Source organism: Bosea sp. Tri-49 (assembly GCF_003952665.1).
Taxonomy (GTDB): domain Bacteria; phylum Pseudomonadota; class Alphaproteobacteria; order Rhizobiales; family Beijerinckiaceae; genus Allobosea.
Genome location: NZ_CP017947.1, coordinates 1 through 13,893, shown reverse-complemented (window position 1 = coordinate 13,893; position 13,893 = coordinate 1). Strand labels below are relative to the sequence as shown.

General features: G+C 61.1%; 14 protein-coding genes and 3 pseudogenes. 11 read left to right on the top strand and 6 right to left on the bottom strand.

Annotation, left to right across the window (positions count from 1 at the left end):
• The first annotated feature begins 421 nt into the window (after positions 1–421).
• From BLM15_RS29070 to BLM15_RS29060, 3 genes and pseudogenes are all read left to right on the top strand, one after another.
• Positions 422–2,341 carry a diguanylate cyclase domain-containing protein gene (locus BLM15_RS29070; protein ID WP_126116421.1) on the top strand — a complete coding sequence of 640 codons (1,920 nt, stop codon included), beginning with the start codon at positions 422–424 and terminating at the stop codon, positions 2,339–2,341.
• A 575-nt stretch (positions 2,342–2,916) separates the two neighbouring features.
• Complete coding sequence (locus BLM15_RS29065) at positions 2,917–3,180, top strand: DUF6894 family protein (RefSeq protein WP_126116420.1); 264 nt, start codon at positions 2,917–2,919, stop codon at positions 3,178–3,180.
• Positions 3,181–3,774: 594 nt separating this feature from the next.
• Positions 3,775–4,143 (top strand): annotated as a pseudogene (locus BLM15_RS29060) (IS1 family transposase); the annotation flags it as partial.
• A 512-nt stretch (positions 4,144–4,655) separates the two neighbouring features.
• Here the strand turns inward: BLM15_RS29060 and BLM15_RS29055 are convergent.
• Together BLM15_RS29055 and BLM15_RS29050 are read right to left on the bottom strand one after the other, a co-directional pair.
• Positions 4,656–4,910, bottom strand: a complete 255-nt coding sequence (locus BLM15_RS29055; protein WP_126116419.1) for a hypothetical protein — start codon at positions 4,908–4,910, stop codon at positions 4,656–4,658.
• A gap of 262 nt (positions 4,911–5,172) precedes the next feature.
• The gene (locus tag BLM15_RS29050; protein ID WP_126116418.1) at positions 5,173–5,376 is read right to left on the bottom strand and encodes a hypothetical protein; all 204 of its coding nucleotides are present in this window, start codon (positions 5,374–5,376) and stop codon (positions 5,173–5,175) included.
• A gap of 288 nt (positions 5,377–5,664) precedes the next feature.
• Between BLM15_RS29050 and BLM15_RS29045 the strand changes: the two genes are divergently transcribed.
• The 3 genes and pseudogenes from BLM15_RS29045 (at position 5,665) to BLM15_RS29035 (ending at position 7,817) form a co-directional block, all read left to right on the top strand.
• Positions 5,665–6,198 carry a hypothetical protein gene (locus BLM15_RS29045; RefSeq protein WP_126116417.1) on the top strand — a complete coding sequence of 178 codons (534 nt, stop codon included), beginning with the start codon at positions 5,665–5,667 and terminating at the stop codon, positions 6,196–6,198.
• Between the two features lie 298 nt (positions 6,199–6,496).
• Positions 6,497–6,975: pseudogene (locus BLM15_RS32365) on the top strand (terminase small subunit-like protein).
• A 407-nt stretch (positions 6,976–7,382) separates the two neighbouring features.
• Positions 7,383–7,817, top strand: coding sequence for a hypothetical protein (locus BLM15_RS29035; protein WP_126116416.1), 435 nt, complete (start codon positions 7,383–7,385; stop codon positions 7,815–7,817).
• Between the two features lie 72 nt (positions 7,818–7,889).
• Here the strand turns inward: BLM15_RS29035 and BLM15_RS29030 are convergent, their stop codons facing one another.
• A complete protein-coding gene (locus BLM15_RS29030) occupies positions 7,890–8,330 on the bottom strand; it encodes a Ros/MucR family transcriptional regulator (protein ID WP_126116415.1) in 441 nt (146 codons plus the stop codon).
• 240 nt (positions 8,331–8,570) lie between these two features.
• On the opposite strand from BLM15_RS29030, the gene BLM15_RS32015 reads away from it, so the two are divergent.
• The 3 genes from BLM15_RS32015 (at position 8,571) to BLM15_RS29010 (ending at position 12,090) form a co-directional block, all read left to right on the top strand.
• Positions 8,571–9,173, top strand: a complete 603-nt coding sequence (locus BLM15_RS32015) for a peptidoglycan recognition protein family protein (RefSeq protein WP_206734937.1) — start codon at positions 8,571–8,573, stop codon at positions 9,171–9,173.
• Between the two features lie 374 nt (positions 9,174–9,547).
• Positions 9,548–9,817: a Pam3-gp28 family putative phage holin gene (locus BLM15_RS29015; protein WP_126116414.1), complete on the top strand. Its 270-nt coding sequence runs from the start codon at positions 9,548–9,550 to the stop codon at positions 9,815–9,817.
• A gap of 2,048 nt (positions 9,818–11,865) precedes the next feature.
• Positions 11,866–12,090 (top strand): hypothetical protein, encoded by a 225-nt coding sequence (locus BLM15_RS29010; RefSeq protein WP_126116413.1) that lies wholly within the window; start codon positions 11,866–11,868, stop codon positions 12,088–12,090.
• A 49-nt stretch (positions 12,091–12,139) separates the two neighbouring features.
• Here BLM15_RS29010 and BLM15_RS32360 read toward each other — a convergent pair whose 3' ends face one another.
• Complete coding sequence (locus tag BLM15_RS32360; protein ID WP_442859483.1) at positions 12,140–12,301, bottom strand: hypothetical protein; 162 nt, start codon at positions 12,299–12,301, stop codon at positions 12,140–12,142.
• A 190-nt stretch (positions 12,302–12,491) separates the two neighbouring features.
• Between BLM15_RS32360 and BLM15_RS32355 the strand changes: the two genes are divergently transcribed.
• Positions 12,492–12,821 (top strand): DUF982 domain-containing protein, encoded by a 330-nt coding sequence (locus BLM15_RS32355; RefSeq protein WP_126116412.1) that lies wholly within the window; start codon positions 12,492–12,494, stop codon positions 12,819–12,821.
• Here BLM15_RS32355 and BLM15_RS29000 read toward each other — a convergent pair.
• Positions 12,802–13,056, bottom strand: a complete 255-nt coding sequence (locus BLM15_RS29000) for a hypothetical protein (RefSeq protein WP_126116411.1) — start codon at positions 13,054–13,056, stop codon at positions 12,802–12,804. The two genes, BLM15_RS32355 and BLM15_RS29000, sit on opposite strands and share 20 nt — an antisense overlap.
• Before the next feature lie 28 nt (positions 13,057–13,084).
• Entirely contained in the window at positions 13,085–13,312 is a 228-nt protein-coding gene (locus BLM15_RS28995; protein WP_126116410.1) for a hypothetical protein, read from the bottom strand.
• A 201-nt stretch (positions 13,313–13,513) separates the two neighbouring features.
• Between BLM15_RS28995 and BLM15_RS32010 the strand changes: the two are divergent.
• Positions 13,514–13,893: pseudogene (locus BLM15_RS32010) on the top strand (ATP-dependent DNA ligase); the annotation flags it as partial.

Here is a 13,893-nt window from a genome sequence, read left to right as displayed (position 1 = left end):
TCTCTGAGCGCGCTGGGTGCCGTTAAGTTGCAGATGACGATTCATATCTCGCCCCCTGATTAAAACACAACTCAACCGCTAACTTCCGCTAAGTCAATCCCCTTTTGGCGATAGATTATACTTTTTTTACTTGGCAATAGTGGCGAGACTCCAACAATTGGCGAAGTCCACTTCCAGCCACCGTGCCAAGGTCGGTTTCTGGCGCAACCCAGGCTGCACATTTGCCCAGCTTGAGTGACCGGCTCGGGTGTAGATCCGCCGAAATGGTCAGCCATGCCTGCAGCGTCTTTCCGTCCCCGTCTCGAACGTGAGCCAATCTTTGGACGGTCTCCAGCTGCCCCCAAGGTTAATATCCGAGCTGCCCCGGACTCGCTTTGTTAAGATGGCGATGCGAATCTTCGATTCGAAGGGAGCCTGCCGTATGGCGGTTCGCATTGATAACCGCGCCGAAGCCTTGCCGCGCCTTCCCCTCTGGGCAGCCATTTTTGTGCTGTTGGCCTGCGCCACGATGCTCGCCTTGAGCGGGTGGCGGGAATGGACGTCCAGAAGCGCCGATCTAAAGACTGCCGAAGTCGATATGGCCAATCTGGCGCGCTCGCTCACGCAACATGCGGAGGACACTGTCGAGCTTGCCGATGCGATATTGATTGGTTTGGCCAGCCGTCTTGAGACAAATGGGACAGATCCTGCCGCGATCGCCCGTGTCCAGAGTTTTCTGGACCTGCGCAAGCCGACTTTGGGGCGTATCAGGGGCCTTTTCGTCTACGATGAAGCTGGTCGTTGGCTGGCAACCACGGAGAAGGTCCCCCTCGCTGGTCTCAACAATAGTGACCGGGCTTATTTCCAGCATCACCGCCAGTCGGATGATCAGCGCCCCCATTTGGGCCAACCCGTTAAGAGCCGGTCAGGTGGACAATGGATCATCACCGTGTCCCGCCGCCTCAACCATCCCGACGGGACTTTTGCTGGCGTTGTGCTTGCGACGATCGACGCTGCCTATTTTTCGCAGTTTTACAGCCGGTTCGATCTCGGACCGAACGGCGCTGTCACATTGCTCAGTGCCAATGGCATTTTGCTTGCCCGCAGCCCCGACGATGGCACGTATGTCGGGCGCGACATGTCGAGGACGCCTCTCCTGAAGGAGCGCACAACACGTCCCTTCGCCAGCACCTACTATTTCAAATCGCCGCTAGACGGCGTGCGGCGCCTGAGCGCCTACCGGTTCAGCGAACGCTATCCCTTGCTGCTTCTCGCGACCGAAGCGCAGGAGGATGTTCTGGCGCCGTGGCGGCAGGGCGCCCTGATACGGACGGCCATCGTCCTGACGCTGACAGCGGTCATCGGTGCCATCGGCCTGTATCTCGTGCGCCAGCTCTTTGCGCGTCAACGCCTCGCGGCGGCCTTAGCCGCAACGGAGGCGGATTTCCGCCTGCTTGCGGAAGAGTCTAGCGACATGGTCATGCGGATCGGCTTCGACGAGTGCATTCTTTACGCCTCGCCATCGACCACGCGCGTCCTCGGCTGGGATCCCGAGCAACTCGTGGGAACGCCAGCCCTGGCGGGCGTCAACCAAGAGGATCTGCCCCGCGTCGAACAGACGGTCGCCTCACTGAAGCGCGGCGATATCGAAGAGACCAAGATCATCTATCGCACACGACATCGAGAGAAGACGGAGATCTGGATCGAGACGGCCCTGCGCGCGACGAGAACGCCGGTCACCGGCATGGTCGACGGCGTCGTGGCGATTTCGCGCGACATGACGGAACACAAGGACCTGGAAGACAAGCTCGCGGCGCTGGCGGCGTTGGACGGACTGACGGGCCTCGCCAATCGCCGCTCCTTCGACGAGCGGCTGGAGCAGGAATGGGCCAGGGCCGCGAGGGAAGGCACACCTCTATCCCTGCTGATGATCGATATCGACCATTTCAAGAAATACAATGATCGCTACGGACATCCGGCGGGAGATAGCTGCTTGCGTACCGTGGCGGGCATCCTGGCCGCGCATGCGCGGCGGCCAGCTGATCTGGCTGCCAGATATGGCGGAGAGGAGCTTGCCCTTCTCCTGCCGACCGCGGATTTCGAAGGCTGCGAGCAAGTTGGCGCGAGGCTGCTCGAGGCCCTTCGCGACGCCCAGATTCCGCACGCGCTGAACCCGCCCTCCGAACTCGTGACGGCAAGCATGGGAGGTGCGAGCGCATGGCCCGATCCTGCCGCTTCGAAGGGCTGTATCTCATTGGTCGAAGCCGCCGATCGCGCGCTGTATTTCGCCAAAGAAGCTGGTCGCGATCGCCTGGTCATGTCTGGACAAGTAATGAGGTGGCCTCACACCAAGCGAGCATGAGAGGAGAGAGCGGCGCGGCTCGCATTGCGCTGCCCCTTACCTCAAGCGTGGTGGTCGAGGACACCATGCGCTGCACCAAGATCTTGGCACAACGCGCTCGGAACAGGGATCGGTTTGAACCGGCATGGGCTTCCGGCGTTTTACAGCCTCCGAAAGCCCAACTCTCGGCCCCGCTGGCATCCGCCGGCGGGGCTTTTTGTCTTTTGATATTGCCGTCGAACGCAGGCGCCCTAAATTTTGCCCGTCTGGTGGTTTTGCATGGGGAAAGGACATGCCATTCCGATCATTGGACCCGGTCGAACTTGCCCGGGCAAGCGCAGCTCTCGATGCAGCTTGGAACGAAATCCGGTTGACCATACCCGACCCATACGACGAGCGAGAACGAACGCATCTCGCTTACATTGTCGCCAGCTTGCTGGATATCGCGGAGGACGAGGACGATTTAACGCAACGCGCCATCGAGCGGTATCGACGACGTGCAGCGTGATCGCAGCACCGCGGCGCGGCTTTATTGCTATTGCCCTATAGGGAACCCCGAGTAGCGCTGGCGCATTCTTCGCAAGAGGAGAAGCGCTATGCCTAAATACCGGGTGACCACCAAGGATCCGAGCGGTTCAGCCCGCCAGTCGATGGACTTCCCCACCGAGCAAGCCGCGACTGATGACGCTCAGCGGTCGCTCGTTGACATGGCGAAGGAAACTCTTCCGAACGGCGAGCGAGCCCACTTCAAGGTACGAGTTCAAGATCAGGCCGGTGATGAGGTCTATCGCGCTTCGCTCGACTTCAAAGGCCGCGGCCGGAGAAAAGCTGGGGCGCCTGAGGAACCCGCCGACGACTAGCCGGTTCATAGCCCGGCGCTCTCGGGATCCTCGCGCCATGCCTCTCGCCGACTTGCATCTCCCCCGGTCCTCGTCGGCGAGAGGCAGCCCTTCCGGGCCGGCAGATGAGTTTGTCTGGCGGACGTTTCTACCTTTTCCTTCAAATGCAGCATGCTAGCTTGGAAATGGCGCTTCCACTGCCAGCGCCATGCCTCTCGTCGGTGCAGTCGCTCCCCCGCGTACATCGGCGAGAGGCAGAGTTAAAATGTAAAGCCCCGTCGGTTCGCGCCGGCGGGGCTTTTTCGTTTCACCCGGATCGGCGTCGCCGCAATTCGGTCTCGCGCGCTAAAGTGTCCTGCCATGCGCGCCAGGAGGCCGCATCGCCTTCACGCCGATGGCGCTGTCCCGCGGCGACAGTCCCTTCCTCTAGCCGCTTCTTCTAGACCTCATATGAGCTCGTTCCAGACTTCAACATGGCCGTTCTCCAATGCGCCATAATGGCGCGACGGAAGGCTAGGCTGAGATGAAATTGGGCGCACCGCACATGTCGCGTTGATTAGGCCGTAAACTCATAAGCGCGGAGCCACAGACGCATTGGGGCGAGTTGGACCATAGCGCTACAGCCCGGCCGATTGCACCGGCATCAAGAAGACCAAGGTCGAGGGCAACCCTGCTCTGGCGCATGTCAGCACGTCCTACGTCGAGCGTTCGAACCTCACGATGCGGAAGCATATGCGCCGCTTCACACGGCTCACCAATGGCTTTTCCAAGAAGGTCGAGAACCACGCCTTCGCCGTCGCCGCCGTCGCGCTCCACATGATGTATTTCAACTTCGTCCGCATCCATTCGAAGCTGCTGATGTCGCCGGCCATGGCGGCAGGCGTTTCGGATAAGCTTTGGGAAGTTGCCGATATCGTGGCTTTGGTTGAGGCTGGCGAGGAAGCACCTGCCAAGCGCGGGCCCTACAAAAAATCAGCAGCCTAAAGGCGCGACAAATGACGAAAGAGGAAGCCCGGACTGAGATTAGCAGAACGGCTCAAGCCATGTTGTCCGGCGCGATGTCCTATATCGAAGGCGCGCGAAGAATTGCCTTCTGCGCTTTCCTGCCGATCTTGAGACCGACCCTGATGCGATGGCATTCGTTGGGATCGACTCCGAGACTGATGCCATGCCGCTTGGATCGGTGCGCGAATATTGGCAATCGGATGCCTTGGAAAAACTCCGTCCAGAAATCGCGAAGGCCGAGGCATGGGCGCACAACTTTGGCAGTCCCTCTGCTGAACGGCTTGCGGCCAGATTTTCAAACTGACCCACTACCAGACCGTGCGCTCGGTTGACGGCGCGTACACATCATAAATTCCAGCGATTGAATTGCGCCCGCAGCCGAAGGCCCGCGGGCGTTGTCGTTTGAGTTCGCCCTGCGGGCTTTCCCATGTGCCCTGGATTGAGATCCGTCGAGGAAAGCCCAGCCCTTTGAGGCCGGACTTTCGCCTGAGTTAGCTCGCAGAGCGGACGGCCTTGGCCTGCGCGATCAGCGTCTGCAGCCCTGGTCCGCTTACCGAAACGATTCCGTCGTCGGAATGGATCTCTATCGAAGGCGGCGACTCATCCCCACCTTTATCCCCGAGGAAGAGAAGAGCCTCGCGCAGAGTATCGAAAGATCGCGAGGTAAAGGTCGAGCCCCAAATCTGCACAGTAGCTCGAACCGAGCCGTAGGCGTGCAGAGTGCTCATCGCAGCTTCAGTGGTCATGCGGTTACTCCTGCCAGCACATTGCAGGCGTACACCAACCCGACATCGCATCGCCTGTTCCATCGAAAGCGCAGGACATTGTCTCGCCCTGAGCCCCGATCGAAACAAGCCGAAGCCAGGCGCTCGTGGCAACAAGATAGCCCGGTGGCAGAAACGCAGGGCGGGTCAGCTTGGGCATCGGCGGCATCTAGGCTTTGAGAGCAGCCCCGTCTCGATCGCGAGCGGGCTGCGGCGCGCGCTGGTGGCGGTTAGGTAGACATGCTCACTTGAGCTGGCGAAAGCCATGTGCTGCGCTGAGACACTCGGCAAAGGTGTCGAGAATCCATTTCCGATCTGGCTTGCTGTCAGCCGCGCCACTCACGCTGAGTTCTTTACTTTCTGCATATGCAACTTCCTTCAGCAGCTTGAAGGCCACGGCTTGGGGCGAGCCCTCGCCGAAGTAGGCCGTCGTTTTTACGTCGGACATGTTATTTCCTCCCGGATCGCGCGCACGCTACTACCGCTGGCCGAGCACCTCTTCTGTAAGCCTCATATTGGTAGGCGTCCGCGCTTGCTCGGCCATTCAAAGTCATCATTCTCGAGTCGGCAAGGTCGCTCTACTTCTTGGATCCAGGCTTCCCGACAGGAATCTGCTCTTTCTCCGTCGTGTTAGGATTCTTCTCCGCGTCCCGCGTGCGGCGTTTAAGCATAGGCATTCAGCATATACGCGCGAGATTATGGCGCGGATGCAATGCGGCCTTCAAAGGGGGACGAGATGCGCTACGAGTACGCCACCGGCGACGCCAACAAGGTCGTGAGCGCCAAGGCTTCGCTGCACGAGCAGGCGGCACGCAACGGAGACGAGATCGTCGGCTCCCAAGTCTTCCAGTCGACGACGTATCCCAAACTCCAGCAGCACGACGCGACGCGACGCGACGAAAGGCCAGGAATTCACGATCATCCTGGGGTTCACCACGCAGCGCGAATTCGACAAGGCAAAGGCCGCGTGATGAGCGTATTCTCCCAGCGCCATTCAAGCGCGCGGCACAGTCGCTCCACCAGTAATCATCCCTGCGACCTGAAGAGCCTCTTTCCGAACGATAGGCGGAGCGATCATCGGGTTAGCCTGCACATAGGCGCAGTTGAGGGCGACCCGCTCAAGCGCCAAGGTGTAGTGGCTCTTCACATGTCCCTCGGTCGCCTCGATGTCCTGCACAGCTCGCAGGCTCAAACCGAAGTGAGCAGAGAGAGCCGACTGCGTCAGACCACAGACCTTTCGCATCGCGGCGAATTCAGCGCCAGTCATTGAAGTACACGCCTTTCCGAGCTATCCTACCAGGCAGGTGACCCGCTTGTTTTCGGTAGGAGCCGGGCTTTCGCCCGACCCCCTTTAGCGTCACTTGAAGATCAGAAGTAGGCGGGCAAACCAAAGTCTGATCTCAAGCTTCACATACCGTAGTCTCAAGCGGGTCACCTCCTTCGGCCAGCCGTGAGTGACCGACGTGTGCGCAAAATCTGTGTATCAGTTAACAAAAATACGCGAAATATGCGCATTTATTTCATGCGACCCCGTCCTCCAGACGGGGTTTTTCGTTTGGGAGCAGGGGATGGGAAGGCCGTCAGAGTTCACGCCGGAGATCGCTGACCGCATCTGCGACGAGCTTGTCTCGGGCGTAAGCCTGCGGTCGATCTGCAAAGCCGAGGACATGCCGGCCGCAAGCACGGTTTTCAAATGGCTTCGCGACCATGAGGGTTCTCGGAGCAGTACGCGCGCGCCAAGGAAGCGCAGGCCGATGCTCTATTCGACGAGATTCTGGACATCGCAGACGACGGCACGAACGACTGGATGCTGTCTCGCGCCGATGATGAGAACGAGGCGTGGCTCGTCAACGGCGAACATATTCAGCGATCGAAGCTACGGCTCGACGCCCGCAAGTGGATGGCGAGCAAGCTCCAGCCGAAGAAGTACGGCGACAAGGTTGCTCTGACAGGCGGCAGCGGCGGACCGATCGAGACCGTGACGCGCATTGAGCTGGTCACGCCTGGCGATGGCGACAACGAAACTAGCCAACGACGGGACCACTAACGCCAAGCTCGCCAACGTGGCGGCGGGTACGATCAAAGGTCGCGCCACGGCGTCCACCGGAGACCCGGAGGATCTGCCCCCTGCTCAGGTGCGCGCGATCATCGGAGCGACCGCTGTAGGTGAGGCCGTCCTGATGGCGGCCGACGCCGCCACGGGCCGAACCGCGATCGGCGCCGGGCCCCAACCGCAGACGGGATCGGGTGTCGGGCAGTTCGTCAAAGCGCCTGGCGTAGACGCCACCCCGTTCACCCTCCCGGCGAGCGGCACTTGGCTCTGGTACTACTGGGGCATAAGCGTCGTGTCGGGTGCGGTGAACTTTGCTCAAACCTCCGGCATCTCCGCCGGAGGGACAACTGTAGCAAGCGGAATCAGCGGTACCGCTTGGTGGGCCGGGCTCTGAGGATCACATGATTGACCTAACCTATCGTAGGGCCGATGGCTCGTTCGTCGCCCAAGTCTCCGGCATGCCCTATCACGTGCTCGAAGGCGATGAGCCGCTGTGGTCAGAAGCGGTAGAGCGCGCAATAGAGATGGGCGACGATCTAGGCCTAGAGCCACCACCGCCTGAACCAGAACTCACGGTCGAGCATTACCGTCGCGCCATCCAAGCACATGTCGATGCGACGGCGCAGGCCCGCAATTACGATAGCGGGCTAATCTGCGCGTCCTATCTCGACTCGACCAACCCGGCTTGGGCGGCCGAGGCGGCAGCTCTTGTCGCCTGGCGCGACGCAGTTTGGGTCTACGCCTATGCCGAACTGGCAAAAGTCGAAGGCGGCGAACGCGAGCAGCCTACGGTCGCTGAGATAGTCGCGGAACTGCCAGCGATCAGCTGGCCATAGTAAGACTCGGCCCCGGTTCCTTCGAGCCGCCTTCGGGCGGCGAGCTGACCATCTAGCTCGCCGCCATGTCGCTTAAGCCTTAGCCTTCGCCCGAGGGCGGGCAGGCGGCGCCTTCCTGCGCTGCTGTCCAAGCCCCATCTTCTTGGCGAGCTGCGAGCGCGCCTCAGCATACGCGGGAGCGACCATCGGGTAGTCGATAGGCAATCCCCACTTGGCCCGATATTCTTCGGGCGTCATGTCATAAGAAGTCCGCAGATGGCGCTTCAGCGACTTGTACTTTTTGCCGTCCTCAAGGCAGATCAAATAATCTGGGGTGATGGATTTCTTGATGGACACCGCGGGCACGGCCTTCTCTTCAGGTGCCGGAGCCTGAGATTGCCCAAGGCCAGCTAGCGCCGCATGCGTGCTAGCAATCAAAGCCGCCAAGTCAGTTTGCGGCACACTGTTGTTCGCCACGAAAGCCGACACGATATGGGCCGCGAGCGCGACAACGTCCTGATCATCTTCTGACATTTCTTTTTCTCACATTGAATTCACGATCAATCTCAATCTGATCGACGATTCTACTCATCGGCGCAAGGTATTTTTATAGCGGTCTTAGCAGAAAAACTCGGTCTCATTCTCGAAGCGCCTAGTCAGCGCTGCAACTGCTGGCAGCTTCTGCAACAACGACAACTGGGAAATCGGGCTTTTGGCGTTTGCGTGACCTCCAACCAGCCGCCTTCGCGGCTTTTTTCGTGCCCGGAGCACATTATGACGAACGCTGAACTTCAGCAGGTGCTGATAGCGCTCGGCTTCAAGCCTGGCTCAATCGACGGGAAGAGCGGACCGCTGACCAAGGCGGGCTTCGTCGCCTTCCAGCGCGCCAATGGGCTCGTCCCCGATGGAATCGCCGGGCCACAGACCGAGACCGCTCTCCAGCGCGCGCTAGCGGCGCCGAAGTCCGCTCGGCCGGAGCCCGACAAGACGGCGATGCAGGGCGAGGTGCCGTGCGTGAGGATTCCGGGCGGGGTCGTCGGCGCACCGCCCAATGTGACGAGCCTCAAGCTGCTCGACACCGCCCGTCCGATCGACACGATTTTCATCCACTGTACCGCCACGCCCGAAGGCAAGGACTACACCGTCGACGACATCCGCAGCTGGCACAAGCAGCGGGGGTTTTCCGACATCGGCTACCACTACGTGATCTATCGCGACGGCCGAATCATGGTTGGCCGCCCTATCGGCCAGGTGGGCGCACACGTTGAGAGCCACAACACGGGCTCGATCGGGATTTCCTATGTCGGCGGCGTGAGTGCCGACGGGAAGGTCGCCAAGGACACGCGCACTCCGGCTCAACGCTCGGCTTTGCTATAGCTCACGGGTGAGCTGAGGCGGCGGTTCCCGAAGATTTCGCGCGTCCGCGGCCACAACGAGGTCGCCGAAAAAGCCTGTCCGAGCTTCGACGTTCGTAATGATGTACTCGGCCGACTGAGCTGATCTTCAGAGGATCGGCAGTACGAGTGCAGTCCCGATCGCAATCACAAGCGCCACCCTGAGCCACATCCCCTTCAGGTTGTTGGCCATCATCTTTTCCAGAACCACCGCAACACTCCCACCCCACACCGAGGGTGAGGCTAGCGGCGAAATTCAGTTTCGTCACCTGCCAGTAGCGCGCCGCTCATGGGCCGGGCCCCTTCGAGCGCCGCTCCCGCATCGACTTCACCACCAGCAGCAGCATGGAGAGCAGCATGTTCAACAACGTTCAGTTCTGGAGCTTCCTGCGCCAGATCCTCCTGGCCCTCGGCGGCGGCCTCGTGGCCAAAGGCTATCTGGATAGCGGCACGCTTGAGGCCATCGTGGGGGCGATCATTACGATCGCTACGGCGGCCTATGGTCTGTGGGTTCGCCGCAAGGCCGGAATTGTCGCCGCCGCCGCTGCGTTGCCGGAGGTGACCCAGATCGTGACTACGCCGGAGATCGCGGCCAAGGTCGATGATCCCTCTGTGACGGCCCGCTAACCCGCGACGGGGGGACCATGCCAAGGAGGCCTCGCCAGAATGGTGATCGTCCGGGGGCTTATGTCGGGTGGTCGCAGAGCGACCGGGAAGAGCTCGGCATCCTGCGAACGCGCGTATCGGGGATCGAGCGCGATATCCCGATCATTGGACCCGGTCGAACTTGCCCGGGCAAGCGCAGCTCTCGATGCAGCTTGGAACGAAATCCGGTTGACCCTGCCCGACCCATTCGACGAGCGCGAACGAACGCATCTCGCTTACATTGTCGCCAGCTTGCTGGCTATTGCAGAGGACGAGGACGATCTAACGCAACGCGCCATCGAGCGGTATCGACGACGTGCAGCATAACCGCGGCCCCGCCAGCACCGCAGGCGGGGCTTTCTTGCTATCGCCCCAGTGTCGGCGCTTCGAGAATGATGCAGCACGCGAGTGCAACAACGACGAGCGCAACGAGGTAAAGCCACTCAGCCCTCGGCCGCTTGCTCATATTATGCTCCCAATTGGCATCGCGGCGCCCTATGGTGTGGAGCAATGCCGTTGTCATCGCTCCACGACCCCGCCTCTGTCGAGCAAGCACAACGTGCACTTGAGGCTGCTTGGGCGGAAATCGGAAAGCGAGGGCTTTGTTCCGATGACCCGGAAGGGGAGCGGACACGGTTGGCCTATATTGTCGCTGGCCTGCTCCGGAATAAGACCGCCGGTAACTTGGCGGAACATGCCATTGACCGGTTCCTGGCAGAGTTAGGGAACCCCGAGTAGCGCTGGCGCATTCCTCGCAAGAGGAGAAGCGCTATGCCTAAATACCGGGTGACTACCAAGGATCCGAGCGGCTCAGCCCGCCAGTCAATGGACTTCCCCAGCGAGCAAGCCGCGACCGATGACGCACAGCGGTCGTTGACATGGCGAAGGAAACTCTTCCGAACGGCGAGCGAGCCCACTTCAAGGTACGGTAATGAGGTCTATCGCGCTTCTCTCGACTTCAAGGGCGAAGGCCGAAGAAAAACCGGAGCGCCCGAGGAACCGGCCGACGACTAGCCAGTTCATAGCCCGGCGCTCTCGGGATCCTCGCGCCATGCCTCTCGCCGACTTGCATCTCCCCCGGTCCTCGTCGGCGAGAGGCAGCCCTTCAGAGCCAGTAGCTCGAATTCGTCCAGCGGACGAACCTGGGCCTTTTCCCTCCGACGCAGCGTGCTAGCTTGATCTCGGCGCTCCCCAACCAGCGCCATGCCTCTCGCCGGTGCAGTCGCTCCCCCGCGTACATCGGCGAGAGGCAGAGATTTGTCCGAATGTCGCAATCGCAGCAGAAGCCTTGAGCGAAAGTCCCGTCATCGATCCCGACCACATTCCCGAGACGTTTGTCGCAGGCCCTTTCAACTACTCGGGGACGGGCGATTTCGCGAGCCTGACCTTTACGCACGTGCGGCCAGTAGCGGAAAAGATGCTGGCCGGTCCATCGACGGAACTAAGTTTCGAAGCGGTAGTTTGAGCTCGGCTTGTGATGCCAGTGGAGGGGCTGAATTTTCGCGACTCGATTGATGCGCTTTTGAGTGGTCGAGCGGCAGATAAAGGGCAAAGCCACATGACCAGTCACTAGCCCGCCGGTACTCGACGTGCGTCCTTTATTGCTTGATTTTCGCCCGCAGAATCGCGTTACACGTTCCAGATCGCCGCCAGCTCGCCGAAGGCCTCGGAATCAGCTGCCTTTGCTGGGGCGCCCGGGATCGATAATTCCGACGGCTTCCGATCGCCGGTGCTTTCCCGAACCTTCGACGGCGCCGAAGCAGGCGCGGGCTCTGCCGTTGGAGTTCCCGAGCCCGGCCGTGGGCGGCTATCCGACGCTCGGCGCGGCTGACCGACGGTGTCGTCGTGTCCAGGCTTTTCGCGTGGCATGGCCGCCTCCATCCTCATTGCAGATGCTTGCTCAATGTCCGGCGGAGGCGAAGGTTCTTGGTTTCCTAGCGGAACTTTGTACGTTTGGATTTGTTGGAATTCTGCGCCGCGCTCATCAGCGCAAAGGCCTTGCAGCTGCCTTGATGGGCAGGAGTCCAAGAATGGACGAGGCCCGCATCGAACATATCGCCAGAGTGCTCTGCCGCGCCGCCCGAACTGATCCCGATGCGCTGGTCGATGCGGTGGACGGTCCCCGTTTCAATCGCTCGCTAGCGCCTGCGGTAGCGGGCACGCCAGCTTGGCACCGATTTAGGCTCGCGGCTCAGAACTTCTGTGAGGCGCGGGATTTCCTCTCGATCGACAATCGGCCGTCAGCAAAAGCCTAATCATCGAGCGCGCATGTCGCGCGGGGGGTTGCCGGGATCCCGTCGGAAGTCAGTTGGGCCGCGTCCGCAGGATATCCTCCATCCGCTCAAGGTCGGCTTTCAGGGCGTCCGCACCTGCTTGGCCACGGATGGTAACGAGAGGTCGGCCGTCCCGCCCATCCTCCGGATTGCCCGAGCCGTTCAGGAAGCGCAGCCGCTGAGCCGCCGGCATGCGAAGTATGGTGTCGACCTCGCACTGCCGGTGCCCATTCGCTCGACCAGGTCGAAACCTCCCGGCCGGCGAGGTGGGAGAAGACCATTGGCGGCTTGGCTGGCGGATAGGTCACGGCAAAACTCCTGAACCGGAACGTCTAGCTGCGATCAGCGTTGAGTCGCTAGTTACCTAACGGGAGTTGTGTGTCATGCGACACCATTGGTTCGGCCCGGCCGTACGCGTCGAGACGGCCAATCCCGGCCAACCCAGTATAGTGAACTCGGTCGAGAAGGCCGCGGAGCAATTGTTTGGATGGTCGGTTCGCGGCCCGGAATGGCATAGGGCAGTGGACTGCTGCGCGGAAGCGTTGACGGGCCACATGCCCGCCGCTCAAGTACGGGCTGCCTTTATCGACGCAGCAGTAGCGGCCGGCCGCCTCGTTGATCCCTCGGCAGCGGTTAGGATTTTGCAGCCCGCGCGGCGGGCACGGTCCATCGGGCGATTGCCAAAGCGGGTCGTCACGGCTCGCAGCGCGTGAGCGTTCGCCCGGTCGACTCAATCTCGAACAGGCAATCGGCGATGAAGCGCACTGGGGTGCCGTCTTCAAGCTCGTAACGTGTCACGTTCACATCGGGGAACGGCCGATAGACGATGACGGCATAGCGCTTGCCGTCCTCGTCATGGCAGATCTCGCGATAGAGCTCCAGATGGGCGGGATTGAGATGGGCCGCGATCTTGTCGCTTAGCCCGGAACGTTTCGGCTGAGTATGCATCGCAACCTCCAACGCAACTGATGGAGGCTCAACTGTCTGGCCGCAGAACCGTTCCGCGAGTTGAGGACGAGCGGCAGCTCGGCTCGGCCATGTCAGCCGTTCGCATGTGAAGCTCCCAGAGTTCCAGCGACAGGGTCAGGAGAATGAGCTCCACCTCCTCTGGCGATTGCTCGGTAGCTCCGGACATTTCCTGGATACGCAGCAGCACGCGCTCGCGATCGTCCTCGCTTTGGATCGCGGTGATGAGCTGATGCATTATCTGATCTACTCTCTGGAGTTGGTGCGGTGGCTGATGTGACCTCGGCAAGGTTGCAAATGAGCTAATTCCCTTGACCAAGAAGAGATATTTTTAGCCGCGCTAGGAACGGGGCAGGCGTGATGACGTTGAGTCGCCGTCAGTGTGTTGCGTTCGGTGGTGTTGAGCATGGCGAGGCAGCCGCGTCGCGTCTTGAGGGCTATGCCTGCCGGCGAGGTGGTGAGCAGCCCGCCAGTCAAAGCGCGTCGCGGCGCTGCCAAGCCCGATCTCTTCGCAGAACCGATGCCGGCACGGATTGAGCCCTGCTTGGCTCTCCTGCAGTCGAAGGCGCCGACAGGGCCGGACTGGGCCTTTGAAGTTACGTGGGACGGCTATCGCCTGGCGGTCCATCGTGACGCTGGCGGCGTGCGGATTATCACCCGCGGCGGCCATGACTGGACGCATCGCTTCCCCTCGATCGCGGCTGAGGCGGCTTCATCCTCGACGCTGGCAGCTTCATCCTCGATGGCGAGGCGGTGGTGCTCGACGGAGCCGGCCGAGCCGATTTCGGCTTGCTGCAGCAGGCGCTCGGCGGTCGCGGC

Excerpts from the sequence above, each read along its gene's own strand:
- BLM15_RS29070 (WP_126116421.1), top strand. The coding sequence starts at position 422 with ATGGCGGTTCGCATTGATAACCGCGCCGAAGCCTTGCCGCGCCTTCCC.
- BLM15_RS29065 (WP_126116420.1), top strand. The coding sequence starts at position 2,917 with ATGCCTAAATACCGGGTGACCACCAAGGATCCGAGCGGTTCAGCCCGC.
- BLM15_RS29055 (WP_126116419.1), bottom strand. The coding sequence starts at position 4,910 with ATGACCACTGAAGCTGCGATGAGCACTCTGCACGCCTACGGCTCGGTT.
- BLM15_RS29050 (WP_126116418.1), bottom strand. The coding sequence starts at position 5,376 with ATGTCCGACGTAAAAACGACGGCCTACTTCGGCGAGGGCTCGCCCCAA.
- BLM15_RS29045 (WP_126116417.1), top strand. The coding sequence starts at position 5,665 with ATGCGCTACGAGTACGCCACCGGCGACGCCAACAAGGTCGTGAGCGCC.
- BLM15_RS29035 (WP_126116416.1), top strand. The coding sequence starts at position 7,383 with ATGATTGACCTAACCTATCGTAGGGCCGATGGCTCGTTCGTCGCCCAA.
- BLM15_RS29030 (WP_126116415.1), bottom strand. The coding sequence starts at position 8,330 with ATGTCAGAAGATGATCAGGACGTTGTCGCGCTCGCGGCCCATATCGTG.
- BLM15_RS32015 (WP_206734937.1), top strand. The coding sequence starts at position 8,571 with ATGACGAACGCTGAACTTCAGCAGGTGCTGATAGCGCTCGGCTTCAAG.
- BLM15_RS29015 (WP_126116414.1), top strand. The coding sequence starts at position 9,548 with ATGTTCAACAACGTTCAGTTCTGGAGCTTCCTGCGCCAGATCCTCCTG.
- BLM15_RS29010 (WP_126116413.1), top strand. The coding sequence starts at position 11,866 with ATGGACGAGGCCCGCATCGAACATATCGCCAGAGTGCTCTGCCGCGCC.
- BLM15_RS32360 (WP_442859483.1), bottom strand. The coding sequence starts at position 12,301 with ATGCCGGCGGCTCAGCGGCTGCGCTTCCTGAACGGCTCGGGCAATCCG.
- BLM15_RS32355 (WP_126116412.1), top strand. The coding sequence starts at position 12,492 with ATGCGACACCATTGGTTCGGCCCGGCCGTACGCGTCGAGACGGCCAAT.
- BLM15_RS29000 (WP_126116411.1), bottom strand. The coding sequence starts at position 13,056 with ATGCATACTCAGCCGAAACGTTCCGGGCTAAGCGACAAGATCGCGGCC.
- BLM15_RS28995 (WP_126116410.1), bottom strand. The coding sequence starts at position 13,312 with ATGCATCAGCTCATCACCGCGATCCAAAGCGAGGACGATCGCGAGCGC.